The sequence below is a fragment of the Hymenobacter polaris genome, assembly GCF_012927305.1.
Lineage (GTDB): Bacteria > Bacteroidota > Bacteroidia > Cytophagales > Hymenobacteraceae > Hymenobacter > Hymenobacter polaris.
The window spans coordinates 656,021-679,223 of sequence record NZ_JABBGH010000003.1 but is presented as its reverse complement, the minus strand read 5'-3'; the positions used below and the strand labels follow the sequence as shown (position 1 = coordinate 679,223).

The window sequence follows — 23,203 nt, the reverse complement described above, 5'->3', positions numbered from 1 at the left end:
CCGTACACCTGCCACGTATTCACCAGTAGTTCACCCCTAGGTAGCATGGCCCACGAGAAGAAACTTAATGAGTTGGAGGCCACGGCTATTTGCGGCAACGACATTTCTTCGTCGTGCCTCTACGTGTCGGCGCTCTCCATTGGCTTTGCCGGGCAGTACGCCTGGGTGGCGCTACTACTGGTGGCCGGGCTGCTGTATTTGTTTCGCAAGATTTACGGCGAGGTGGTGGGCGCTTTGCCCCTCAACGGTGGCGCCTACAACGTGCTGCTCAACACCACTAGCAAGAGCAATGCCGCCATCGCGGCCTGCCTCACCATCCTCTCCTACATGGCCACGGCGGTGCTGAGCGCGGGCGAGGCCATGAACTACCTCTACCTCATCGCGCCCGTGCCGCACGTGCCGGTGCTGTGGGCCACGGCGGGGTTGCTCACGTTTTTTCTGCTGCTTACCTCGGCCGGCATGTCGGAGTCGGCCATTGTGGCGGTGGTTATTTTTGTGGCTCACCTGGCGGCGCTCACGCTGCTGGTGGGCTCGGGCGCGTGGTTTGTGGCCCAGCACGGCCTTGCCACGCTGCACCTCAACTACCAGCAGCCGGTGGTGGGCGGCAGCTTGCTGGTGGCGCTGTTTCTAGGGTTTAGCGCGGCTATGCTGGGCATCTCGGGCTTCGAAAGCTCGGCCAACTTCGTGGAGGAGCAGGCGCCCGGCGTGTTCCAAAAAACGCTGCGCAACATGTGGGTGGTGGTGAGCTTCTTCAACCCCGTCATTGCGCTGCTGGCCGTGGCGGTGGTGCCGCTGGCTACCGTGGGCGAGCACCAGGAAACCCTGCTCTCGTACCTGGGCCAGCAAACGGGCGGCCCCTGGCTAGCCACGGTCATCTCCATCGATGCCGTGACGGTGCTCTCCGGGGCCGTGCTCACGAGCTTCGTGGGCGTGAGCGGCCTCATCAAGCGCATGGCCCTGGACCGCATCTGGCCGCAGTTTTTCCTGCGCGAAAACCGGCGCGGGGCCAACTACATTATCCTGGCCATTTTCTTCGGGCTGTGTTTGTCCATTCTAGCCATCACGCAGGGCGAGCTGGAAACGCTGGCTGGCGTGTACACCATCTCGTTTTTGTCGGTAATGGCGTTTTTCGCCCTCGGCAATTTCCTGCTGAAAGTAAAGCGCGCCAAGCTGCCCCGGCCGGTGCGGGCGGGCGTGTTCAGCGTGTTTCTGGCCCTGCTGGGGGTGCTGCTGGGCCTCTACGGCAACGTGCAAAAGAACCCCGGCTACCTGGTGGTCTTTTTGCAGTATTTCATTCCGGCGGCGCTCATCGTCTACGCCATGCTCGAGCGCATTGCGCTGCTCAACTTCGTGCTGGCCGGCGCTACCTCGTTCTACGAGCGGTTTCGGCGGCTGGCTATTAGCAGCCAGGTCAGCATCCGGCGGCAGCTACGCGAGCTAAACCAGCAAGAGTTCGTGTACTTTACAAAGGGCGACAACGTGGCCAACCTCAATAAGGTGATGACCTATGTGGAGGAAAACGAATTCACGAACCGCCTTAAGATTGTGATGCTGCTGCAAAACGGCCAACAAGTGCCCCCTGACTTGCTCAACGACCTGCACGTGCTCGACCGCGCCTACCCCAACATCCACCTAGACTTCGTGACGCGCCCCGGCACCTTCGGCCCCGACCTCATCACGCAGCTGTCGGAGGAGTGGCACATCCCGAAAAACTTCATGTTCATTGGCTCGCCCGGCGATAAATTTCCCTACCAGATTTCGGAGCTGGGCGGCGTGCGGCTGATTATTTAGCGGTAGCTCCCTAGGCTACTGTCACGCTCAGTTCCAGCTCCTCTCCTACCCGTGCTGCCCGCCCGAGGGTCACTTCTATTACGGCGCCGCCGGGCAGCTGCACCTGCGCCCGGCCCGCAGGCAGCACGGCCAGCACCGTGCCGCGCAGGCTGGGGGCGGGCATGGCGGGCGGCCCCACGCGGCGCACTTGGCCCAGCGCCAGCTCCACCACGCGGGTGGCCAGCCGGGCTATTTCGGTGGGGTCGTGGCTGATGAGGATGGTAGTCAGCTCGAAGCGCTGGTGCACCTCGGCCAGGGCGGCTTGCAGGCGCAGGCGGGTGGGCAGGTCGAGGGCCGAGAGGGGCTCGTCGAGCAGCAGCAGCCTGGGGCGGCGGGCCAGGGCGCGGGCCAGCGCCACCCGCTGCTGCTGCCCGCCCGAGAGCTGGGCCGGGTGCTGGCCGGCTAGCTCGGTTAGCTCCAGCATCGCCAGCAGCTCGTTGACAATCTGCTTATTATCAGGCTGCCCATCGGCGGCGAAGGCCAGCTGCTCGCGCACCGTCAGGTGCGGAAACAGGGCGTAGTCCTGGAAAACCAGCCCTAGGGGGCGGCGCTGGGGGGGCAGCCAGCGGCGCGGCTTTGCGCGGTACCAGTCCTGGCCCGCCGCCGTGAGGAAGCCGCCGTCGGGGCGGTCGAGGCCGGCCAGCAGGCGCAGCAGGGTGGTTTTGCCGGCACCGCTGGGGCCGGTGAGGGCCAGCAGTTCGCCGGGCGCCAGGGTCAGGGCCACGTCGAGGTGGCCGGGGCCGGCGGCGGTGTGCAGGGCTTTGCGGAGGTGGAAGTCAATCACGCGGACAAGTGGGCGGCGTTTTTGCGCACCAGCCAGAACAAGGCCACCAATATCGCAAAGGCCAGGGCGAGCAGCGTGAGGGCGTAGGCATTGGCCTCGGCGTAGCGCAGGCTCTGCACCTCGTCGTAGATGGCGATGCTGGCCACGCGGGTGCGCCCCGGCAGGTTGCCGCCAATGAGCAGCACCACCCCAAACTCCCCTAGGGTGTGCGCAAATGTGAGCACCACCCCGTTGAGCAGGGCCGGGCGCATGTTGGGCAGCAGCACCCGCCACAGGGTCGTCAGGCGCGACTTGCCCAGGGTGTAGGCCGCCTCGGGCAGCGAGCGCGGCAGTTGCTGAAACCCGGCCTGCAGCGGCTGCACCATAAATGGCAGGCTGTACACCAGCGACCCCACCAGGATGCCTGGAAAGCTGAAGTTCAGCTCCCAGCCCAAGTTATTAATTAGGAAGCGCCCTAGGGCGGTGCTGTCGCTGAAAACCAGCAGCAGGTAGTAGCCGATGACGGTAGGCGGCAGCACCAGCGGCAGGCTCACGACGGCCTCCACGAGCGGGCGGCCGCGCCAGCGCCCGTAGGCCAAGGCGTAGGCCACGGGCACGCTCAGCACCAGCAGGATGCCGGTGGTGCTGGCGGCCAGGGCCAAGGTCAGGCGCAGGGTTTGCCAGTAGTCGGGGGGAAGCATAGGCGGTGTAAGTAGTAGCAGTAGCTGTAAAAAGCACGTCATGCTGAGCTTGCCGAAGCATCTCTACCGCGCAAGTAATCCTAACGATTAGGTCTATTTGCGCGGTAGAGATGCTTCGACAAGCTCAGCATGACGTGCTTTTTTGCTTTGATTATTTTCAAATTTTTACAACCCAAACCCATACTTCTTCAGCGCTGCCTTGGCCGCTGGGCTGCCGATGAAGCTGGCGAAGGCGGTGGCGGTGGCGTTGCCCTGGGCGCGCTTGAGCAGCACGTAGCTTTGGTGCAGGGGCGTGTGGGCGGTGGCCGGAATGAGGTAGAACCGACCCGCCCGGCGCAGCTCGGGGCTGAGGGCCAGCGAGTACGCCAGCAGGCCCGCATCGGCGGCGCCGGTGGCGGCGTACTGGGCCGCCTGGCCGATGTTCTCGCCCAGCACCAGCTTGGGTTGCACCCGGTCGTAGAGCTGGTAGTGGTGCAGGATTTCCTCGGCTTTGCGGCCGTAGGGCGCGTGGGCGGGGTTGGCAATGGCAATGCGGCGCACCTGGGGGTCGAGCAAGGTATTCATGCCTTGGGCCCTAGGGTCCAGCTTGCGGCTCCAGAGCACCAGCCGGCCCTGGGCGTACTCGACGGGCGCGGCGGCCGTGAGGCCGGCTTGCTGTAAGCGGCGCGGGTAGTCGCTATCGGCCGAGAAGAAAATATCAAACGGGGCGGCGTGAGTCAGCTGCTCGTAGAACCGGCCCGACGAGCCGTACACCACCGTTACCGGTTGCTGCGGGTGCTGGCGGTTGAAGATGGTCACCAGCGAGTCCAGCACGTACTGCAAATCGGCGGCGGCGGCAATGGTAACGGGCGGGGCGCTGGGGCGGGCAGCCGGGGCCGGCCGGGCGGCCCCTAGCCAGCCGCTGAGCCCTAAGGTCAGAAAAAGAAGAACGCGAAGCATCAAACAAACTAGGCGACACCCGCGTGGTGCGGACGTACTATCCCCGAAGATACAACGATGGTAGGCCCTAGGTTTAGACCGCAGATTTAACGGATTACACGGATTATGCAGCAAGGCGTAGCTGCGTAATCCGTGTAATCCGTTAAATCTGCGGTCTAGAAGCGCACATTTACCGAGGCCAGGAAGTTGCGGGTGGCCTGGGGATAGTACCAGTTGAAGGTTTCGGAATTGCCACTGGCGCCGAGGTAGCTGTAGGTGTAGCCGTTGGCCGAGTAGCGGGCGTTCAGCAGGTTGCTCACCAGCACGGCCAGCTCCAGCTCCTTTACGAAGCCGGGGTGCAGGGCGTAGCGCACGCGCAGGTCGAGCACCTGGTAGTCGGCGAGGCTGCGGTTTACATTCTCCGTATTGTCGAGGTACTGGCGGCTCACGGTTTTGTAGAGCAGGGCCAGGCGCAGGCCGCCTAGGGGCTGGCCCTCCAGCGTGTGGGCCGATACCACGCTGGGCGAGTATGAGATGGCGGTGTTGCGGCCCTCGGCGGCTACCACGGGGTTGTAGCTGGCGTCGTAAGTCACGTCGCGGTAGTCCAGAATGCGGTTGCGGCTGAGCGTGAGCGTGCTGCTGAGGCTGATTTTATCGGCCGCTGCTACGTAGCCCGTTAGTTCCACGCCGCGGCGGTAGCTGTTGGCCACGTTGGTGCGCAGGGCGGTACCCACGTCGTTGAGCTGGCCGGTGTTCACCAGCTGGTTCACGTAGGTCATGTCGAAGTAGTTGGCGCTCAGCCTTACGGCCGTGCTGGGCCCTAGGAAAGCCAGGTCGGCGCGGCTGTAGCGGTAGCCGGCCTCCAGGTCGTTGAGGCGCTCGGCGCGGGCGGGGGCGTAGCCGGGCTGGCGGTCGGTGAAGTCGGTGCGCACCGGCTCGCGCTGGCCCACGGCGAAGCTGCCGTAGAGCTGCTGCCCGTGGCCCAGGCTAATGGTGGCGCCGGCCTTGGGGTTGAAGAAGGTGTAGCTGGCGCGGGTGGTCACGTCCTGCTGCGCATCCTCCACGCCATCAATGGCATAGCGGATGTGGCGCACCTGCGCGTCGGCGTACAGCCCCAGCCAGGGCAGGGCCTGGTAGGTGGCGCGGGCGTAGGCATTGTAGTCGGTTTTGTGGGCTAGGTTGTAGTAGTAGCGCTGGCCCGGAAAGCTGGTGCTGGCGTACTGGGCCCAGATGATTTCGCCGTAATGCTCGTTGTCGAACTTATTCCAGCCGCCGCCCAGGGTGGCTTGCAGCTTGTCATTGGCCCTAGGCTGGTAGTTGAGGGCGAAGGTGCCGCCGTAGAAGTAGTTATCGAGCCACTTGCGGTCGATGAGGTTGGTGCGCGTCAGCGTGTCGGCGCCCACCACCACGTCGGGCAGGTTGTAGGCCGAGAAGCGCCGGTTGGCGCGGTAGCTCTCGTAGTAGCCAAAGCCGCGCGTCAGGTGCAGGGCGGCCCCTAGGCTCCAATCCGAGCCCAGGCCCTGCGAGAGGTGCAGCTGGTAGTGGTTTTGCTGGTAGTTGTCGGTTTGGTTGGGGTAGGTGTAGTAGCTCCAGCGGCGGCCCTCAGTGAGGGCCCGCGCGGCCTGGTCGGCCGTTAGCTCGCCGTTGTCGAGGTATACCTGCAGTTGGGCCTGGTTGCCGGTAATGGCCGGCTCGGGCACGCCGTTCCAGGCTTGGTAGGTTTTCTCGCGGCCCGAGAAGGTAATGAATTTGAGTAGCGTGCTGCCGCGCTGGTAGCCGGCGGCGAAGTAGTACGACTTCAAGTCCGAACTGGCCCGGTTCATATAGCCGTCGCTGGCAATGCGCGATAGGCGGCCGTCGAAGGTGAAGTACTTGCCCACCAACCCGGTCCCGAAGCTCACGTTGTTCTTCCAGGTGTTGAAGCTACCGTAGCTGTTCTGGGTTTCGGCGTAGGCCTCGCGGCGGTTTTCCAGGGTCGAGATGTTGAGGCTGGCCCCGAAGGCGGCGCTGCCGTTCTGGCTGGTGCCCACCCCGCGCTGCACCTGGATGCTGTTGATGGACGAGGCCAAATCGGGTAGATTCACCAGAAACGAGCCGTGGCTTTCGGGGTCGTTCAGGGGCACGCCGTTGATGGTGGTGTTGATGCCCGTGCCATCGACGCCGCGGATGCGCAGGTTGGTGTAGCCCACGCCCGCCCCGGCATCCGACGAGGCCACGGCCGAGGGCGTCTGGTCGAGCAGGTAAGGCAGGTCCTGGCCGAAGTTGCGCTTGCCCAGCGCCTGCTTGCCCAGGTCGGTATACACGGTGGCGGTGCGGTCGCTGGCGCGGGTGCCCACAATCAGGGCCTCGCCCGTGAGCACGCCGCCCGGCTGCAGGCGCTCGTCCAGGCGCTGGGCCTGGGGCTGGCCTTGCAGCGGGCGCACCAGCGGCTCGTAGCCCACGAAGGTGATACGCAGCTCGTGCGGCCCGGCCGGCACGCTGGCCAGGCTGTAGGTGCCGGCCGGCGAGGTAGCCCCTAGGGCCGCCCCGTCGAGCAAGATGGTGGCGCCGGGCAGCGGCTCGCCGGTGCGGGCATCGCTGATGGTGCCGCTAACGGGGCCTTGCGCCCACGCCGGGGCGGCCAGCGCCAGCAGCGCCACGCCCGGTAAAAAGTACTTTTTCAACAACGTAGGTGCGGAAAGGATAAAACGCGCCCGCGCCCCAGGGGTCGGTGCGTGGGCGGAAGCGCTCGCGGATTGGTTCGTTCCCGACGCCGGCATTACCCGGTTCCGGTTCAATGGGTGTAATCTCAGCCGGCGTCGCGCACAACGCCAGCACCCCTAAACATGGCGGCAAAGATAGACCCTAGGCCCCCTAAACTGCTTACGCCCGCCCACTAACTATTGAAATAGGCTTTCAGGGCCCCGGCGCAAGTGCCTACCTCTGAGCGGGGGGCCAGGGCGGGGCGCTTGCGCCAGGGTGCTAAAAAGCGAGGGCAACTCGTCCTACTCCATGCCTAATACTTTCCTTTTTCCTAGGTATCAGTTAACTTAGCCCCTAGGCCGGGCGGGGCGCAACACCAAGCCGCCCGTTTGCGTTGGCCCTCTTACCAGTGCCGGCGGCGGCGGCCTGTTTGCTGCTCTTGGTTTTTACCCACTTAGCGCGTTTTTCTATCGTTTCAGGTTATGCATCAGCTATTATTTGCCCTACTTATGCTGGCCACGTTTACGCTGTTTATGGTGGTGCCCAAGCGCCGCACGCTGCCCCCGCCGCCCCCCTCCTCGGGCGACGATGACGGCGGCGGCGAGCCCCACGACCCCGGCCTGCCCGACCTCGACCTGCCCCCCGGCATCTCGCGCCCCATCAACGACTGGGAGCCTGATTACAACCGCCCGCGCCGCCCCGTGGAGGCGTAGCGGCCAACTGTGGACTAGGCACGCAGGCGGCGTGGGCTGCCCGGCAGATTAGGCCGGGCAGCCCACGCCGCCTGCGTTTAGAAGCTTTGCGGCAGGCCATTTTCCTAATAGGCTTTTTCCAAGAGCAGTTTATACGTAACTATATATTTTTCTAAATAGCAGAATATCAAGCGCGCCAACTGCCAAGCGAAGCCTCCTTTAAGCGCAACTTTACCGGGCCATCTGTCTGGCTGCTTGCGTTATGTTTACTCGCTTAGTCATTTTATTACTAGCTGCCCCGGCCAGCCTACTGGCCCAGTCTGTTCCGAACCGCGTGGCCGTGAAGCCTCCCCTCACCCGCGCCACGGTGTACCTCAACGGCACGGCGCTGGAACACCGGGCTACCGTGGCGCTGGCGGCCGGCCTCAACCGGGTGGTGGTAAGCGGCCTCTCGCCCCGCCTCGGCACGGAAGACCTGGAAGCGCAATGGGGCGAAGGAGCCGAGCTGCTGTTTATTGACGACGACGATGAGCAGCTGCCGCCGCCCACGCCCCTCTACCCCACTGCCGCCGACAGCCTGAGCCGGGCCACCGCCGAGCAGCGCACCCTGGAAGGCGAGCTGGACGGGCTAAAGCAGGAAAAAGCCTTTTTGCTGGCCAACCAAACCCTGCCCTCCGGCACGCAGGCCAACTGGAGCGCCGAGGTGCAGCGCGGGGCCGCCCTCATGCGCCAGCGCTTACCAACTATTCAGCAGGAAACCAGCCGCGCGGAGGCGCGCCTGGCAGTTCTTAAAACGGACATTGCCCAGGTGCAGCCCCGCGCCAGCCAAACCAGCAGCGGCGACCGGCAGGTGCTGGTGGTGCGGGCTGCCCACGCCGGCATGGTGACGCTCACGCTGCACTACTTCCTCAACCATCGCAGCCCCTGGCTTCCTGCGCTCGATATCCGGGCCGACGCCAGCGGGCGCGCGGTACGCTTCGTCACCCGCGGCCGGCTTAGCAATCGCACTGGCCTCGACTGGCAGCGCCTGCCGGTGGTGCTGATGCGCTACGAGGTGGCCGACGTGAAGCGGCCCGAGCTAACTCCCTGGGAGTTGGATTTCGACGGCGGCGACCACAACGGCGAGGGGCGCGTAGACGAGTACGTGGTGAAGGGCACCGCCAAGGGCCACTCGGGTGCCCTGGCCACGCAGGGCACCCGTTACGAGGTGCCCGAGCCAATCACCCTAGCCTCCGGCGGCCGCCGCGAGCTAACCCTACCCCCGGTTTCCCTGCCGGCCCACCCCGAATACCTGGCCGTGCCGCGCGTGTCGGAGCAGGTGGTGCTCCAAACCAAGGTGAGCGGCTGGGAAGGCTTGCAGCTGCCCGACCGCGCCAGCGTGTACCACGACGGCGTATATGTGGGCCGCACCGACCTCGACGACCGGGCTTTCAACGACTCGCTCGAAGTGACCCTGGGCACCGACCCGCAACTGGTGGTGGGCCGCGCCAAACTCGAAGATTTCAGCGGCAACGTGCCGCTGAGCGACAAGCGCCGGGTGCGCCTCAGCTACCAGCTCAACGTGCTCAACCGCCACGCCGAAACCGTGCACCTGCGGTTACTCGACGAGGTGCCCATCTCGGAGGAAAAGGAGATTGACGTGAAGGTGCTCGAAGCCAGCGGGGCTGAACTAGATAAGCGCACCGGCAAGCTCACCTGGCTGCTCACGCTGCCGCCCGGCACCAATCAGCGCCTGGTGTTCACGTTCCAAGTCGATTACCCCAAAGACAAGCAGGTGGAAATCATCAATCACCGCGTGCGCATCTCCAATCCAAAATTCCGGTAGGTTAGCCAATCTCTATTTCATAGCTAGTGGCAAACTCCTGGCCGGGCCCTAGGCTCAGGATGCCTTCCTTGTCGCGCAGCTCCTGCGGGGGGCCTAGGGGGCTGGCCACGCCCTGCCAGGGCTCTACGCACACAAAGGCCGCGCCGGGCCCCTTGGTCCACAGGCCCAGGTAGGGGAAGCCGTCAAAGCGCAGACGCACGAAGGGGCCGGTGCCATCGGCCAGCCCCAGGGTGAGGCGCGTGAAATCGAAGTGACTGAATACCAGCGCGTCTTCGGCAAACAGCTCGTAGCTGAGCGGCAGCTGGGTTTGGTGGTCGAGCACCGGGGCGGTTTCGCCATTGCGCAGGCCGCCCTGCAGCAGCTGGCGGCGCAGGGTTACGGGGTGGTCGAAGTGGAAGGCGTAGTCCTTGAACTGCTCGCCGGGCCCTAGGGGGCAGTTGAAGGCCGGGTGCGCCCCAATGCTGAAGAGCAGCTCTTGCCCGCTGGCGGCGGGGTTGCGCACTAGCCACGCCACCGTCAGCGTGCGGCCGCGCAGGGTGTAGGTCACGCGCAAGTCGAACTCGAACGGATAACTAGCTAGGGTTTCGGCGCTGGGCAGGAGCTGAAACGTGAGGCTATCGGCGGCCTCCTGCATCAGCTGAAACTCGTGGTCGCGGGCGAAGCCGTGCTGCGGCAGCTTATAGGCCCGGCCTTGGTGCAGGTAGGTGTCATCGGGCAGCTTGCCCACGATGGGGAACAGCAGCGGCGCGTGGCGGCCCCAGTAGGCGGCATCGGCCTGCCAGAGGTATTCGCGGCCGCTGGCCAGGTCTACCAGGTTGGTTAGCTCGGCGCCGTGGGTGGCGACGGTGGCGCGGCAGTGGTCGTTGGCGAGGGAGTGGTTCATAAGCGGGGGCAGTTGGCAAGTATCAAGCAACAGTAAAAGAACGTCATTTCGAGCCGGCGAGGAAGCTCGTTCTCTAATAGGCAATAACCCCTAAACGTACCCTATGCGGCACTAGCGAGCTTCCTCGCCGGCTCGGAATGACGTTCAAGTGGCACAATTCCTAGCCAGCAGCTTATCTACAGCGGCCACGGCGGCCGCCAGGCGGCTGGCGGATGGGCCTGCTACTTCTACGAAAGGCCAGCCCAAGCGCTGTAAATCGGCTTTATACAGGTTGTAGAAATGCCAGCGCTGGGCGGGGTCGGGGTGCTCGCGCAGGGGGTCGGGCGCCCAGGGCAGGTCGGGGGCCAGCAACAGGGTGAGGGCGTAGCGCGACTGCCGCAGCGCGGCCAACACCCAGGGCGGGCACGCGCCAAAGGCGTGCTCGGCCCAAATTTTAATCACCAGCAAGTCGGTGTCGCAGAAGAGCAGCCCGGCCGTAGCCGCGGCCGCGTTTTCGGCCGCCAGCTGGCCTAGGGCAATGGCCTCCAGGTCGGGCAGGGTGTAGGCGGCGCCACGCGCTTCGAGGTAGGCGCGGGCGTACTCGGGCACCCAGGCGGCGCGGTAGTGGGCGGCCAGCTGCGCCGCCAAGGTCGATTTGCCCGCCGATTCGGGCCCGGTGAGGGAGATTTTCAAGTGACAAACTAGAGCGGCCGCGACGAACCGCTAGTTTCTACGCAATGGTTTTAAGGATTCGGGCGGGAATGCCGCCCACGACGGTATTGGCTGGCACGTCTTTATTCACGACAGCGCCGGCCGCTACCACCGCGTTCTCACCCACCGTAACGCCTGGCAGAATAGTGGCGGCCGCCCCTACCCACGCATTGCGCCGCACCACAATGGCACTCAGATGCAGCGCCTTGCGTGCGCTAGGTTCCAGGGGGTGGTTTTCGGTGATGAGGTTTACTTTAGGACCGATTTGCACATTGTCCTCAATGGTGATGCCCCCTAAGTCGAGGAAGGAGCAGGCATGGTTGATGAACACGTTTTTGCCCAGGTAGATATGCCGGCCAAAGTTGGTGAAGAAGGGCACGAACAATACGGTACTGGGGTCAACCTCACAGCCGATTAATTCGCCGAGCCGCGTCCGACTCTCGTCGATACTGGTGAAGGCATTGAGGGCAGGCGACAGCCGGATGGCGCGCGCTACCGCCTCCCACATTACTGGTAGTTGCGGGTCATCGGGCTGAATTATACCGCCGGCGAGCATCCGGGCAAAAATATCCTTGTCCTGATTCATGGCTTAGTGCACGTTTAGGCAGGTGCTGAATCGGTGTTGGCCATTAAATAGGCCGCAAAATATCGTATTAACTAAATCATAACGCTTTGCTCCGCAAACTACTTACCCTTTAGGCTGCCCGCGCCACTCCTGGCGCCACTGCCAGTAGCCGTAGGCGGCCAGGGCCAGGTACACAATGTAGAGTAGGCTGGTGAGGGCTAGGCCCCGGCTCCAGTACAGGCCCACGTACACTACGTCCACGCCTATCCAGAGCAGCCAGTTGTCGAGCTGGCGGCGCGAGAGCTGGTACTGCGCCACCAGGCTCACGGCGGTAGTGGTGCTGTCGTAGTAGGGCAGGGCGGCGTTGGTGTAGCGGGCAAAGAGGTAGCCGGCCCCTAGGGCATAGGCGGCGCCGGCGGCCAGCAGTAGCCCCCACTGCCGGGCGGGCGTGCGGGTAATGGGCGCCACCTGGGGCTCGGTAGCCTCAGGGTGCGGGCCGGGCGTGGCGAGCGGGCGCCGGCGTTGCAGCCAGCTCCACCAGCCGTAAGCGGCCAGCGCAATAAAGGCCAGCTGCAAGCCCGCATCCGAATAAAGCCGCGCCCGCACAAACACCACGATGTAGAGCCCGCAGCTGACAATGGCGACCGGGAAGTTCCAGATGACGCTGCGCGCCGCCAGCGCCACGCACGCAATGCCGGTGAGCACGGCGGTAATCTCGAGGGGGTCGGTGGTGCCCAGTACGGCGGCGGCAAATTCGCGCAGCGGCGCGGCGGCATCGAGCAAAAACGGCATGGAGCGGCAAGCAAACTGCGCGCAAGGTAGCCCGCCCGGCAGTTGCCGGGGCGGCGCTGCGTGGGCCTAGGGTACTTTTGCGGCGCTATGCTGCCCGAGATTACCCCCACCGCCCTGCACGCCCGCCTCGCCGCCGGCGACGACATCCAGCTCATTGATGTGCGCGAGGACATCGAATTTGACTACTGCCACCTGCCCGGCAGCCAGCTCGTGCCCCTGGGCGAGCTGCCCCGCCGCGCCGCCCAGGAAATTCGGCGCCAGGGCCCAGTGGTGCTCATTTGCCACCACGGCGTGCGCTCGGCCCAGGCGCTGGGGTACTTGCAGCAGCGCCTAGGCTACGAAAATGTGCTTAACTTAAAGGGCGGCATCGACGCCTACAGCCACGAGGCCGACCCTGCGATACCGGTTTATTAGTATGAGTGAAGGACTTACGCAAGGGCGTTTGTCATGGCGAGCCTGCGAAGCAATGACAAACGATTAATCACGCCTTACCAAAGACTATGCCCACCCTCGCCCAACGCCTTGCCCAGCGCCGGCGCCCCGCCCGCTGCCCGCTGATGCACCAGGACTGGGGCGACCTGCTGTTTATGCACTGGCCGGTGCCGCCCGAAGTCATTCAGGCGCACCTGCCGCCGCGCCTGCAGGTTGATACCTTCGAGGGGCAGGCGTGGATTGGGATAGTGCCGTTTCGGATGTGGGATGTGCGCAGTCTCGTGACGCCGCCCGTGCCCGGCGTGCGCGAGTTTCTGGAACTGAACGTGCGCACCTACGTGCACCTGGACGGCGTGCCGGGCGTGTGGTTTTTCTCGCTTGATGCCACCAACGCTCTAGCCGTGTGGGCGGCGCGCACTTTCTTTCACCTGCCCTACTTCCGGGCCCAGCTGCGCCTAGAGCGCCTAGGGCCCGAGCGCCTGCACTACGCCGGACACCGCGTGCACAACGGCGCGCCCGCCGCCGAGTTTGCCGCCACCTGGCAGCTGGGCGAGTTACTGCCGCCGCCCGCACCCGATTCGCTCGAGTTTTTTCTGACCGAACGCTACTGCCTGTACGCGGCCAGCGGCGGGGGCGCACCCGGCCGGGGCGAGCGCCTGTACCGGGGCCGCATCTCGCACCAGTCCTGGCCGCTGCGCCGGGCCGAGCTGCTCGACTACCGCTCCGACCTGCTGGCCGGCCACGGGCTGCCCACGCCCACCGGGGCGCCGCACCTGCTGGCGGGCGGGCCGCTGCACGTCGATTTGTGGCGCCTGCGGCGGGTGTGAGGGCCAGCGGCGGCGCCGCTACCTTTGGGGTGCCTTTTGCCCGCTGCCATGGTTTTAGTTGTGCTGGTCAATTACAATACGGCCGCCCACACGCTGGCGTGCGTGGAGTCGCTGCGCCGCCACACCCGGCCCGAAACCGCCTACCGCGTGGTGGTGGTGGACAACGCCTCGGCCCCGGCCGACCGGGCAGCGCTGCAAGCACTGGCCGCCCGGCCCGAGGTGCTGCTGTGCTACTCGGACGTGAACCTGGGCTTTGCGGGCGGTAACATGCTGGGCTACCGGACGGCCGCCCCCACCGTGCGCCCCGCCTACGTGTTCTTGCTCAACAATGACACGCTGCTGCGCACCGACTGCCTGACTGAGCTGAGCGCCCTGCTGGCCGCCCGGCCCGAAATTGGGCTGGCCGCCCCGCAGATGTACGGCCGCCAGGGCGAGTGGCAGGAAACCGCCGGCTACTTCCCCACCCTGGCCGACAAGGTGCTGGGCCGCACCTTTACGCGGGCCGTGGGCCTAGGGCACCACCCGCCGCGCAACGCCCGCACCACGCACCAGCCCTACCGCGCCGACCTGGTTACCGGCGCCGCCATGTTCGTCGATGCGGCGCTGTTTGAGCAAGTAGGCGGCCTCGACGCGCACTACTTTCTGTATTGCGAGGAGGAGGACCTGGCCTGGCAGGTGTGGCAGGCGGGCCGCGAGGTGGTGGTGAGCCCGGCTTCGGAGTTTACGCACCTGGGCGGCAGCAGCACCGAGCCGAGCTACCCCATTTTGCGCGAGTTTTACATCTCGCTGGCTTACTTCCTGCGCAAGAACTTTAGCCCCGCGCAGGCCTGGCTGGTGCGCTGGGTATTCGTGGTCAAGCTGCTGTTTCGGGCGCGGCGGGCCCGCCACTACCTGCGCCTGGCGCGCTTCCTGGCCCAGGGCGCGCCCGAGTCAGCCTCCATTCGGCCCGTCGGCGCCGGAGTAGCCCCTAGGGGGTAGCGTTGACCCCACCCCCGGCCCCTCCCCTCCGGGAGAGGGGAGCCTAACGAGTTCGGTACCGCGCCGCGGTGGCTCCCCTCTCCCGGAGGGGAGGGGCCGGGGGTGGGGTCAACGCCAGAACGAAACACATAAACTCAAAAAACACCATCGTGCCTACCGCTTTCCAACTGCCGCCGTTGCCCGACCTGCCCGTCGTAGCGGCCTTGCCCGAGCTACTGGCGGCGCTGGCGGCTGGCCCGCGCGCGGTGCTGGAAGCCCCGCCCGGCGCGGGCAAAACCACCGTGGTGCCCCTGGCGCTGCTGGCGGCCGCGTGGCGCCCGGCCGCCCAAAAGATACTGGTGCTGGAGCCCCGGCAGCTGGCCGCCCGCGCCGCCGCCGCCCGCCTGGCCGAGCTGCTGGGCGAGCCCGTGGGGGCCACCGTGGGCTACCGCGTGCGCCTCGACAGCCGGGTGTCGGCCGCCACGCGCATCGAGGTCATCACCGAAGGCATCCTGATTCGGATGCTGCAAGACGACCCGGCCCTGGAAGACGTGGCCTGCGTGGTGTTCGACGAGTTTCACGAGCGCAGCCTCAACGCCGACCTGGGCCTGGCGCTGGCCCTGGATGCGCAGGCCGTGCTGCGGCCCGAGCTGCGCCTGCTGCTCATGTCAGCCACCCTGGAGGCCCAGCGCCTGGGCCAGTGGCTGCCCGCGCCAGTAGTAAGCAGCGCCGGCTTTTTGCACCCCATCGAAACGCATTACCTGAGTCCGCGCCAGGCGGCGGGGCTGCCCCATAAACCCAGCGAGCGCCTGGCCGAAGCGGCTCCCGCGCAGGTGCGCCAGGCCCTGGCCGACCACGCGGGCGACGTGCTAGTGTTCTTGCCCGGCGTGGCCGACTTGCAGCGCGTTGAGAAGAAGCTGGGCACCCTAGGGCCCGACGTGGACCTGCACCTGCTGCATGGCGAGCTGCCGCTGGAGGTGCAAAACGCCGCCCTGCGCCCAGCCTCCGTGGGCCGCCGCAAGGTAATTTTGGCCACCAGCATTGCCGAAACCAGCCTCACCATCGAGGGCGTACGGGTGGTGGTGGACGGCGGCTTTGCACGGGTGCCGCGCTTCGTGCCGCGCACCGGCTTCACCACCCTCGAAACCGTGCCCGTGGCCCGCGCCGCCGCCGACCAGCGCCGGGGCCGCGCCGGGCGCCTGGCCTCCGGCACCTGCTACCGCCTCTGGACCGAAGCCGAGCACCACCAGCTGCCCGCCCACCGCCCGCCCGAAATCCAGACCGCCGACCTCAGCGCCCTGGCCCTGGAGCTAGCCCTGTGGGGCGCGCAGGAAGCCGCCGCCCTGCGCTGGCTCGACGCGCCGCCGCCCGCCGCCCTGGCCCAGGCCCGCGAGCTGCTAGTGCGCTTAGGGGCGCTGGAAAGGCAAGAGGAGTTAGCCGACTCCAGCGAGCTAGCCGGCAGTGGAGCATCCGCCCAACTACCCCCTCCTACCCCTTTACCCTCCTCCCCCCCTACCCTCTCAAAGCCCACGCCCCACGGCCGGGCGCTGGCCCGGCTAGGGCTGCCGCCGCGCCTGGGGCACCTGGTAGCGCGCGGCCACGCCCTGGGCCACGGCCACGCCGCCGCCGCGCTGGCGGCCCTGCTGGCCGAGCGCGACCTGCTGCGCTGGGCTACCCCCGCCGACCCGCGCCCGCTGCCCCCCGACCTGCGCCTGCGCCTCGAAGCGCTGGCCAGCGGCCGCCCGCCGCTGCCGGGCCTGGCCCTGCACCACGCCACTTTGCAGCGCGTGCGCGACGTGGCCCGCCACCTGCGCGGCCGGCTAGGACTAAAGGGCGAGGCTACGGCGCCTTTGCTGACCGAAGCGCCCCTAGGGCTACTCACGGCCCTGGCCTACCCCGACCGCCTGGCCCAGCGCGAGGCGCCCGACCGGCTGCGCCTCGTCACGGGCCAGCGCGTGAGTTTGCGCACCGAGGACGTGGATGCGCAGGCGCCTTTTTTTGCGGTGGCCTACCTGGCGGGCACGGCCGCCGCGCCCCGCGCTACCCTGGCCGCCCCCCTGGGCCGCGCCGAGTTGGAGGAAGCCTTCGCCGACCAGATTGCGACCACCGACGAGGTGCGCTTTGACCCGGCCACTGGGCGCGTGGCGGGCCGCCGCCTGCGCCGCTTGGGGGCACTAGTACTGGCCGAAACCAACCTCACCCAGCCCGAGCCGGCGCTGGTGGTGGCGGCCCTGCTGGGATATTTGCAGCAGGCGGGCCTCGGTAAGCTGAACTGGACCGACGGCGCCCGGCAGCTGCAGCAGCGCCTGCAGTTCGTGCACCAGCTGGTGGGCGGCGAGGCGTGGCCGGCCTTCGACGAAACTACGCTGCTGGCCGAGCTGCCCGCCTGGCTGGGGCCGCACCTAGCCAGTCTGCGCAGCCTCGAGCAGGTGCAGCGCCTCGACCTGAGCGAGCCGCTGCTGGCGCGCCTGCCCGGCGGCTGGGCCCAGCGCCAGGAGCTGAACCGCCTGGCGCCCGCCGCGCTCGAAGTGCCCAGCGGCTCGCTCATTCAGCTCGACTACCAGGATGCCGCCGCGCCGGTGCTGGCCGTGAAGCTGCAGGAGCTATTCGGCCTCACCGAAACGCCCACCGTGGGCGGCGGCCGGGTGCCGCTGCTGCTGCACCTGCTGTCGCCGGGCGGCCGGCCGGCGCAGGTCACGCGCGACTTGCGCAGCTTCTGGGAGAAGGGCTACTTTGAGGTGCGCAAGGACCTGAAAGGGCGCTACCCTAAGCACCCCTGGCCCGACAAGCCCATGGAGCACATCCCCACTAAACTCACCAAAAAGCGCCTCGAATCGTCCTAGATACCCCTAGGGTAGTACAAGGAGTTCAGTAGGCAGTACAAAATTGCGCGTTGCAGTATTAAATTAGTTGCCGCGCAAGGCGGGTTGCTTTTCTTTGCCGAGAGGCCCCGCCATTTTTTTAAATGAAAGGAGCCTAAGCGTTGCCGCGCCGTAGGCGCCTGGCTTCTCTGCTCTAAAGCAACCGGGGGCGGGACCCTGCGCAGCGAGATAGGGCACGTTGCTACCTGCTTTGCGCCAGCAGGTAGGCTAAGCAGTGGCCAGGCTGCGCAGCGAGCCCGCTAGGGCACTGGGGCTTGGCCGGGCTCGTTGGCAGAGCCGCCCGTTGGCGCCCCTACCTTTGTGGCCACGGAATGGGCTGGTAGCCCTAGGATATTTGCTTGCTGCCAGCTTTGCCTTCTCTGACCCCGGCCATGTGGCAGTTTTTTTCCGAGGCGCGCGTGCGGCAGGTGAGTGTGTTTTGGTGCGCGCTCATCATCGGAGGAGTGTTTGCGGCCACTTGGGTGCGAGTGCTGCCCAGCATTGGCATCGCGGGGTTGTTCCTGACGAGCGTGGGCTATGCCCTCGGGCAGCGGCGCGTGGCGCAGTGGGCGCAGTGGCCCAGCCTGCTGTGCTTTGGGCTGGTGTACCTGGTGCACCTAGGTACCGGGCTGCTGCGTACCGCCCTCACCGATGCGGCCCTGTGGCAGGATTTGCTGCTGGAGTCGCCGTTTTTGCTGCTGCCGGGGGCTTTCCTGCTGCTGCCGGCCTGGCAGCCCCGGCACCTGCGCTTTTTGTGGCTGCTGCTGCTGGGCTGCTGCCTGGCGGCGGCGGCGGGCAGCACCGTGTACTACCTGCGGCACCAGCAAGTAATCGAGCAGTTGTACCTGCAGTCGCAGGTGATGCCGACCGTGCCCGACCACATTCGCTTTAGCCTGCTAGTGAGCATGGCGGTGCTGGCGGGCCTGGTTTTGCTCACGGCAAGCCCGCTGCCGCGGCTTTTGCGCCGGCTGGTGCTGGCGGGCGTGGTGCTGCTGTTTCTGTACCAGCACCTGCTGGCGGTGCGCAGCGGGCTGGTGACGCTGTACGGGGCGGGGGCGCTGTGGCTGGCGTGGCTGGGCGGGCACTACGGCCGCTGGCGTCTAATGCTGCAAAGCACCCTGGTGGCCCTGGCCCTAGGGGGTGGCTGCCTGCTGCTGTTCCCCACTTTGCAAAACAAGATTGTGAACACGCGCACCGACACGGCCCAGCTCGACACGGTAGAAAGCGCGAATAACTACTCGGTTACGGCGCGCTACTACTCCTACCAGGTGGCCGACGCCGTTATTCGCGAGCACCCGCTGCTGGGGGTAAGCAAGGTGAAGCTCGACCAGGCCATGGCCGACCAGTACAGCTACATGTACCCCCAGATTTCGCGCGACCACTACCTGCTGCCGCACAACCAATTCATTTTCAACCTGGCGGCCTACGGCGTGCTGGGGCTACTGGTGTCGCTGCTGGGCTTTTACTACCCGCTGCGGCAGGCCTTCCGCACGCGCAATGCCCTTCTGGTGCTCATCTACGCCATCGTCACGGCGTCGTTCCTGGTCGAGTACACCCTCGAAACCCAGATTGGCGTGGTGACGGGGCTGTTTTTTTTGCTGCTGGCCGGCGCGCCTACCCTGGCCGAGGTGCCCGCGCCCCAGCCCGGCCCCTACCAGCCGGGCGTGCGCCCGGCGGCCGTGGCCTAGGGTGGTTTTAGGGCCGGTAAGCAAGGGGGGCGCCGCGGCTAGCCGCCGCACGCGGGCTAAACATTCGGGCGCGCTCGTGCGTCTTAGCCCATATCCTTTCCTTTTCCTCCTCCCAACCCATGACCAAGAATTGGTTTATAACCGGCGTGAGCACCGGCTTTGGCAAGCACCTGGCCGAGCTGGCGCTGCGCAACGGCGACAAAGTAGCCGCCACTTTCCGCGAGCAAAACCAGGCCGACGAGTTCACCCAAAGCCACCAGCCCAACGGCCTGGGCGTAGTGGCCGACGTGACCAACGAAGACCAGGTGAAAGCCGCCGTGACCACGGCCATTGATAAGCTGGGTCACCTCGACGTGGTGGTGAACAACGCCGGCTACGGCTCGCTGGGCCCCATCGAAGAGATTGACGACGCCGAGGTGCAGCGCCAGTTCGACGTCAACGTATTCGGTCCCCTGCGCGTGCTGCGGGCGGTGCTGCCCCACCTGCGCGCGCGCAAAAGCGGCCATATTCTGAACGTCACTAGTATTGGCGGGCTTACCACGTTTCCGCCGGCGGGTATTTACCACGGCAGCAAGTTTGCCCTCGAAGGCATTGGCGAGAGCCTGGCCAAGCAGGTAGGCCCGCTGGGCATTCACGTTACCAACGTCGAGCCCAGCGGCTTCCGCACCGACTGGGCCGGGCGCTCGGCCACTTACACCGAGCCCCAAATTGCCGATTATAAAGAAACCGTAGGCAAGAGCCTGGTGGGCATGGCCAGCAACAGCGGCAAGCAGCCCGGTGACCCCGAGCGCGCCGCCCAGGCCATGTTCGACCTCGTGCGCATGGAGCACCCGCCCCTGCACCTGCCCCTGGGCAAAGCCGCCGTGCAGGGCGCGCTGGACAAGTTCACCGAAATCAAGAAGGAAATCGAGCAGTACGCCGAGATTGGCAACGGCGCCGACTTCCCCGAGGCCGGCAAATAGGCTGACTGGCTATCCACCGGCAGCCAAAAGAACGTCATGCTGGGCCTGCCGAAGCCTCTCTCCCGCGCAATACGTTCGGTAGAGATGCTTCGGTAGGCCCAGCATGACGTTCTTTGTTGATAAGCTGATTCCGCTATGCTGCCCCCTCCCGATGCCCACGAGTACGAGGCCCAAAGCTGGGCGCACCTGCAGGATTTGCTGTTTCGCGAAACCTGGGACGCGCGCCTGGGCCGCTACCGCTCACCGTTTGTGTACCGCGGCATGCGCAGCTTCGGCTACCGGCTCACCACCAGCCTGCAGCGCCTAGGGGGCAACTACCACGAGCTGGAGCACCACCTGCTGCGCAACTTCCGCAAGTATGCGCGCGACACGACGGCCCCGCCCAGCGCCACCGCCCTTTGGGACTGGCTGGCCCTGGCCCAGCACCACGGCCTGCCCACCCGCCTGCTCGACTGGACGTACTCGCCCTACGTGGCGCTGCACTTCGCCACCGACGACCTGCACGCCTACCACCAGGACGGCATTATTTGGGCGCTGAACTACGTGAAGGCCGCCGAGTACCTGCCCCCGCCCCTGCACGCGGTGCTGCAGCGCGAGGGCTCCAACGTGTTTACCTCCGACCTGCTACTGCCCGCCGCCCCCACCCTAGGCACCCTCGAAGAGCTGCAAGCCGAGCCGTTCGTGCTGTTTCTGGAGCCGCCCTCACTTGATGCGCGCATCGTGCACCAGTACGCCCTATTTTCGCTTATGAGCACGCCCCAGGCGCTGCTGCACGACTGGCTGGCCCAGCGGCCCGAACTGTATTTTCGCATCCGGCTGCCCGCCCGCCTCAAGTGGGAGGTGCGCGATAAGCTCGACCAGGCCAACATCACCGAGCGGGTACTCATGCCCGGCCTGGGGGGCCTTAGCCGCTGGCTGCACCGCCACTACTCGGCCGCCCAGGGCCGCCCCGCCACCGGCGACGGCGCCGAACTGCCGGGCTAATCGGGCGGGTTGGCGGGCGTCATTCGGAGAGCCAAGATGCCCGCTCGGCGACGCTACAGCCGCGTTTGGCTAGTGCAGGGGGCAAGTACTGTAACCTATTTCGTTCCTTTGTAAGGTCAATTGGCCCTAGGGGTGCTCGCACCCTTCGGGTTGGTTGGCTCATAACAGGTTTTCTCGTGGAAAAGGAACCTCATGGAAAAGCCCGCGCTACCTAGCGCAGGCTTTTTTTGTGCTCAATCAACAGATAGTAGCCTGCCCTAGGGCGCAGCTTAGCGGCTAGGCTCCGCGCCTCAGTAGCGGTAGGGGCCGGGGCGCGGCGGGGGCGGGGGTGGCAGTGGGCGGCCGTAGCCGTGGCGGTAGTAGCCGCGGGGCGGGGGTGGCGGGTAGCGGCGGTAGCTCGTGACGCACGAGCTGAGGCCTAGGGTGCCCAGCAGCAACAGCGGCAGCACCCGGCGCAGCAATACGGTAAGCATGGCGTGGAACGGGAAAAGAGAAAGAAAGTACCCCTAGGCTATTGGCAAGCTTGGTGCCAGGCGGCGGAGCGCCGTCGGCACAATGCGGGGGTTGGTCGAGACTTTGCGCTGTATATTTGCCTGGCAATAGGTTTTTCTGAAAACTCCTCTTGCTATGGCCGACTCCGCCACCCCCAAAATCGCCTTCGAGGCCCTGACCTACGACGACGTACTGCTGCTGCCAGCTTACTCGGCCGTACTGCCCCGCGACTGCGACCCCGGCACCCAGCTCACCCCCCGCATTCGGCTGCACCTGCCGCTGCTCTCGGCGGCGATGGATACGGTGACCGAGGCCGACATGGCCATTGCTATGGCCCAGGAGGGTGGCCTCGGCATCATCCATAAGAATATGAGCGTGAAGGCTCAGGCCGAGCAGGTGCGCCGCGTCAAGCGCTCCGAGTCGGCGGTTATTCTCGACCCCTTCACCCTGCCGCCCACCGCCACCCTGGAAGAAGCCAACCGCCTGATGCGCAAGCACCACATCGGCGGCGTGCCCATCGTGGAGGCCGACGGCCGCCTGGTGGGCCTCATTACCAGCCGCGACCTGCGCTTCGAGCGCGACTTGAGCCCGCTGGTAACCACGGTGATGGTGCCGCGCGAGCGCCTGGTGGTGGCCCCCGCCGGCACCGACCGCGCCGAGGCCGAAAACATGCTGCAAGACCGCAAGGTGGACAAGCTGCCGCTGGTGGATTTCGACGGCCGCCTCACCGGGCTGATGACCTATAAGGACATTCGCAAGCGCCGTCGTGCCCCCAATGCCAGCAAGGATGCGCAGGGCCGCCTGCGCGTGGGCGCCGCCCTAGGGGTGACGGCCGACCTCATGGCCCGCGCCGCCGCGCTGGTTGAGGCTGGTGTAGACTTATTGAGCATCGACACCGCCCACGGCCACAGCCAGGGCGTGCTCGACGCCGTGCGCCGCATCAAAGAAGTCTACCCTAACGTGGATTTGATGGCGGGCAACGTGGCCACCGCCGCCGGGGCCCGGGCCCTGGCCGACGCTGGCGCCGACGTAGTGAAGGTGGGCGTGGGGCCGGGCAGCATTTGCACCACCCGCATCATTGCCGGCATTGGAGTGCCGCAGCTCTCGGCCGTGCTGGAGGCGGCCAAGGGCCTGGCCGGCACCGAAGCCACGCTGGTGGCCGATGGCGGCATCAAGTTTTCGGGTGACATTGTGAAGGCGCTGGCCGGCGGGGCCGCCGCCGTGATGGTGGGCTCGCTGCTGGCCGGCACCACCGAGGCGCCCGGCGAGCTGCAGCTCTACGAAGGCCGCCGCTACAAGAGCTACCGCGGCATGGGTTCGGTCGAGGCGATGGAAGAGGGCTCGAAAGACCGTTACTTCCAGGATGCCGAGGACGACGTGAAGAAGTTGGTGCCCGAGGGCATCGTGGGCCGCGTGCCCTTTAAGGGCGACGCCAGCGAGGTGCTCTACCAGATGGCGGGCGGCCTGCGCGCGGGCATGGGCTACGTAGGCGCCGCCGACCTAGGGGCCCTGCAGCAGGCGCAGTTCGTGCGCATCACCGGAGCCGGCTTGCGCGAAAGCCACCCCCACGACGTGCAGATTACCCGCGAGGCGCCCAATTATTCGAGCCGCTAGGCCCTAGGGCACCAGCCTAAACGCATTTGGCGGGCTATAGGGGCG

General features: G+C 66.2%; 20 protein-coding genes and 1 riboswitch. Of the genes, 11 read left to right on the top strand and 9 right to left on the bottom strand.

Annotated elements, in window-relative coordinates; genetic code table 11:
- Window positions 1-45: 45 nt before the first annotated feature.
- Window positions 46-1,791, top strand: coding sequence for an APC family permease (locus HHL22_RS19430; RefSeq protein WP_169533049.1), 1,746 nt, complete (start codon window positions 46-48; stop codon window positions 1,789-1,791).
- A gap of 10 nt (window positions 1,792-1,801) precedes the next feature.
- On the opposite strand, the gene HHL22_RS19425 is transcribed toward HHL22_RS19430, so the two are convergent.
- The 4 genes from HHL22_RS19425 to HHL22_RS19410 all read right to left on the bottom strand — a co-directional run bounded on the left by HHL22_RS19425 (window position 1,802) and on the right by HHL22_RS19410 (window position 6,875).
- Window positions 1,802-2,614, bottom strand: coding sequence for an ABC transporter ATP-binding protein (locus HHL22_RS19425; protein ID WP_169533048.1), 813 nt, complete (start codon window positions 2,612-2,614; stop codon window positions 1,802-1,804).
- Window positions 2,611-3,294, bottom strand: a complete 684-nt coding sequence (gene modB / locus HHL22_RS19420; protein WP_169533047.1) for a molybdate ABC transporter permease subunit — start codon at window positions 3,292-3,294, stop codon at window positions 2,611-2,613. Before modB ends, HHL22_RS19425 begins: the two co-directional genes overlap by 4 nt.
- A gap of 165 nt (window positions 3,295-3,459) precedes the next feature.
- Window positions 3,460-4,233, bottom strand: a complete 774-nt coding sequence (gene modA, locus HHL22_RS19415) for a molybdate ABC transporter substrate-binding protein (protein WP_169533046.1) — start codon at window positions 4,231-4,233, stop codon at window positions 3,460-3,462.
- A gap of 155 nt (window positions 4,234-4,388) precedes the next feature.
- A complete protein-coding gene (locus HHL22_RS19410) occupies window positions 4,389-6,875 on the bottom strand; it encodes a TonB-dependent receptor (protein ID WP_241738183.1) in 2,487 nt (828 codons plus the stop codon).
- Between the two features lie 64 nt (window positions 6,876-6,939).
- Window positions 6,940-7,043: riboswitch (TPP riboswitch) on the bottom strand.
- Between the two features lie 360 nt (window positions 7,044-7,403).
- Between HHL22_RS19410 and HHL22_RS19405 the strand changes: the two genes are divergently transcribed.
- Both HHL22_RS19405 and HHL22_RS19400 read left to right on the top strand, forming a co-directional pair.
- Window positions 7,404-7,607, top strand: a complete 204-nt coding sequence (locus HHL22_RS19405) for a hypothetical protein (RefSeq protein ID WP_169533044.1) — start codon at window positions 7,404-7,406, stop codon at window positions 7,605-7,607.
- Window positions 7,608-7,848: 241 nt separating this feature from the next.
- Window positions 7,849-9,411 (top strand): DUF4139 domain-containing protein, encoded by a 1,563-nt coding sequence (locus HHL22_RS19400; RefSeq protein WP_169533043.1) that lies wholly within the window; start codon window positions 7,849-7,851, stop codon window positions 9,409-9,411.
- A gap of 1 nt (window position 9,412) precedes the next feature.
- Here HHL22_RS19400 and HHL22_RS19395 read toward each other — a convergent pair whose 3' ends face one another.
- The 4 genes from HHL22_RS19395 to pnuC form a co-directional block, all read right to left on the bottom strand.
- Window positions 9,413-10,294, bottom strand: a complete 882-nt coding sequence (locus tag HHL22_RS19395) for an aldose 1-epimerase family protein (protein ID WP_169533042.1) — start codon at window positions 10,292-10,294, stop codon at window positions 9,413-9,415.
- 144 nt (window positions 10,295-10,438) lie between these two features.
- On the bottom strand, window positions 10,439-10,966 hold the full coding sequence (locus HHL22_RS19390; RefSeq protein ID WP_169533041.1) for an AAA family ATPase: 528 nt from the start codon (window positions 10,964-10,966) through the stop codon (window positions 10,439-10,441).
- 37 nt (window positions 10,967-11,003) lie between these two features.
- Window positions 11,004-11,570, bottom strand: a complete 567-nt coding sequence (locus HHL22_RS19385; RefSeq protein ID WP_169533040.1) for an LbetaH domain-containing protein — start codon at window positions 11,568-11,570, stop codon at window positions 11,004-11,006.
- 102 nt (window positions 11,571-11,672) lie between these two features.
- A complete protein-coding gene (gene pnuC / locus HHL22_RS19380) occupies window positions 11,673-12,341 on the bottom strand; it encodes a nicotinamide riboside transporter PnuC (protein ID WP_169533039.1) in 669 nt (222 codons plus the stop codon).
- An 87-nt stretch (window positions 12,342-12,428) separates the two neighbouring features.
- Here pnuC and HHL22_RS19375 point away from each other — a divergent pair, with 87 nt between their 5' ends.
- The 7 genes from HHL22_RS19375 (at window position 12,429) to HHL22_RS19345 (ending at window position 21,052) form a co-directional block, all read left to right on the top strand.
- The gene (locus HHL22_RS19375) at window positions 12,429-12,755 is read left to right on the top strand and encodes a rhodanese-like domain-containing protein (protein ID WP_169533038.1); all 327 of its coding nucleotides are present in this window, start codon (window positions 12,429-12,431) and stop codon (window positions 12,753-12,755) included.
- An 86-nt stretch (window positions 12,756-12,841) separates the two neighbouring features.
- Window positions 12,842-13,600: a YqjF family protein gene (locus tag HHL22_RS19370; protein WP_169533037.1), complete on the top strand. Its 759-nt coding sequence runs from the start codon at window positions 12,842-12,844 to the stop codon at window positions 13,598-13,600.
- 48 nt (window positions 13,601-13,648) lie between these two features.
- Window positions 13,649-14,578, top strand: a complete 930-nt coding sequence (locus HHL22_RS19365; protein WP_169533036.1) for a glycosyltransferase family 2 protein — start codon at window positions 13,649-13,651, stop codon at window positions 14,576-14,578.
- Between the two features lie 149 nt (window positions 14,579-14,727).
- Window positions 14,728-17,400 carry an ATP-dependent helicase HrpB gene (gene hrpB, locus HHL22_RS19360; RefSeq protein ID WP_317172702.1) on the top strand — a complete coding sequence of 891 codons (2,673 nt, stop codon included), beginning with the start codon at window positions 14,728-14,730 and terminating at the stop codon, window positions 17,398-17,400.
- 389 nt (window positions 17,401-17,789) lie between these two features.
- A complete protein-coding gene (locus tag HHL22_RS19355) occupies window positions 17,790-19,106 on the top strand; it encodes an O-antigen ligase family protein (protein ID WP_169533035.1) in 1,317 nt (438 codons plus the stop codon).
- Between the two features lie 119 nt (window positions 19,107-19,225).
- The gene (locus tag HHL22_RS19350; RefSeq protein WP_169533034.1) at window positions 19,226-20,068 is read left to right on the top strand and encodes an oxidoreductase; all 843 of its coding nucleotides are present in this window, start codon (window positions 19,226-19,228) and stop codon (window positions 20,066-20,068) included.
- A 135-nt stretch (window positions 20,069-20,203) separates the two neighbouring features.
- Complete coding sequence (locus HHL22_RS19345) at window positions 20,204-21,052, top strand: FRG domain-containing protein (protein WP_169533033.1); 849 nt, start codon at window positions 20,204-20,206, stop codon at window positions 21,050-21,052.
- Between the two features lie 290 nt (window positions 21,053-21,342).
- Here HHL22_RS19345 and HHL22_RS19340 read toward each other — a convergent pair whose 3' ends face one another.
- Window positions 21,343-21,525, bottom strand: coding sequence for a hypothetical protein (locus HHL22_RS19340; RefSeq protein WP_169532496.1), 183 nt, complete (start codon window positions 21,523-21,525; stop codon window positions 21,343-21,345).
- Between the two features lie 154 nt (window positions 21,526-21,679).
- Between HHL22_RS19340 and guaB the strand changes: the two genes are divergently transcribed.
- Window positions 21,680-23,158 (top strand): IMP dehydrogenase, encoded by a 1,479-nt coding sequence (gene guaB / locus HHL22_RS19335; RefSeq protein ID WP_169533032.1) that lies wholly within the window; start codon window positions 21,680-21,682, stop codon window positions 23,156-23,158.
- Window positions 23,159-23,203 lie beyond the last annotated feature (45 nt).

Coding starts and splice junctions, on each gene's coding strand:
- HHL22_RS19385 (WP_169533040.1), bottom strand. CDS start 11,570: ATGAATCAGGACAAGGATATTTTTGCCCGGATGCTCGCCGGCGGTATA.
- HHL22_RS19370 (WP_169533037.1), top strand. CDS start 12,842: ATGCCCACCCTCGCCCAACGCCTTGCCCAGCGCCGGCGCCCCGCCCGC.
- HHL22_RS19350 (WP_169533034.1), top strand. CDS start 19,226: ATGACCAAGAATTGGTTTATAACCGGCGTGAGCACCGGCTTTGGCAAG.
- guaB (WP_169533032.1), top strand. CDS start 21,680: ATGGCCGACTCCGCCACCCCCAAAATCGCCTTCGAGGCCCTGACCTAC.
- HHL22_RS19340 (WP_169532496.1), bottom strand. CDS start 21,525: ATGCTTACCGTATTGCTGCGCCGGGTGCTGCCGCTGTTGCTGCTGGGC.
- modA (WP_169533046.1), bottom strand. CDS start 4,233: ATGCTTCGCGTTCTTCTTTTTCTGACCTTAGGGCTCAGCGGCTGGCTA.
- HHL22_RS19430 (WP_169533049.1), top strand. CDS start 46: ATGGCCCACGAGAAGAAACTTAATGAGTTGGAGGCCACGGCTATTTGC.
- HHL22_RS19395 (WP_169533042.1), bottom strand. CDS start 10,294: ATGAACCACTCCCTCGCCAACGACCACTGCCGCGCCACCGTCGCCACC.
- modB (WP_169533047.1), bottom strand. CDS start 3,294: ATGCTTCCCCCCGACTACTGGCAAACCCTGCGCCTGACCTTGGCCCTG.
- HHL22_RS19400 (WP_169533043.1), top strand. CDS start 7,849: ATGTTTACTCGCTTAGTCATTTTATTACTAGCTGCCCCGGCCAGCCTA.
- HHL22_RS19375 (WP_169533038.1), top strand. CDS start 12,429: ATGCTGCCCGAGATTACCCCCACCGCCCTGCACGCCCGCCTCGCCGCC.
- pnuC (WP_169533039.1), bottom strand. CDS start 12,341: ATGCCGTTTTTGCTCGATGCCGCCGCGCCGCTGCGCGAATTTGCCGCC.
- HHL22_RS19405 (WP_169533044.1), top strand. CDS start 7,404: ATGCTGGCCACGTTTACGCTGTTTATGGTGGTGCCCAAGCGCCGCACG.
- HHL22_RS19345 (WP_169533033.1), top strand. CDS start 20,204: ATGCTGCCCCCTCCCGATGCCCACGAGTACGAGGCCCAAAGCTGGGCG.
- HHL22_RS19365 (WP_169533036.1), top strand. CDS start 13,649: ATGGTTTTAGTTGTGCTGGTCAATTACAATACGGCCGCCCACACGCTG.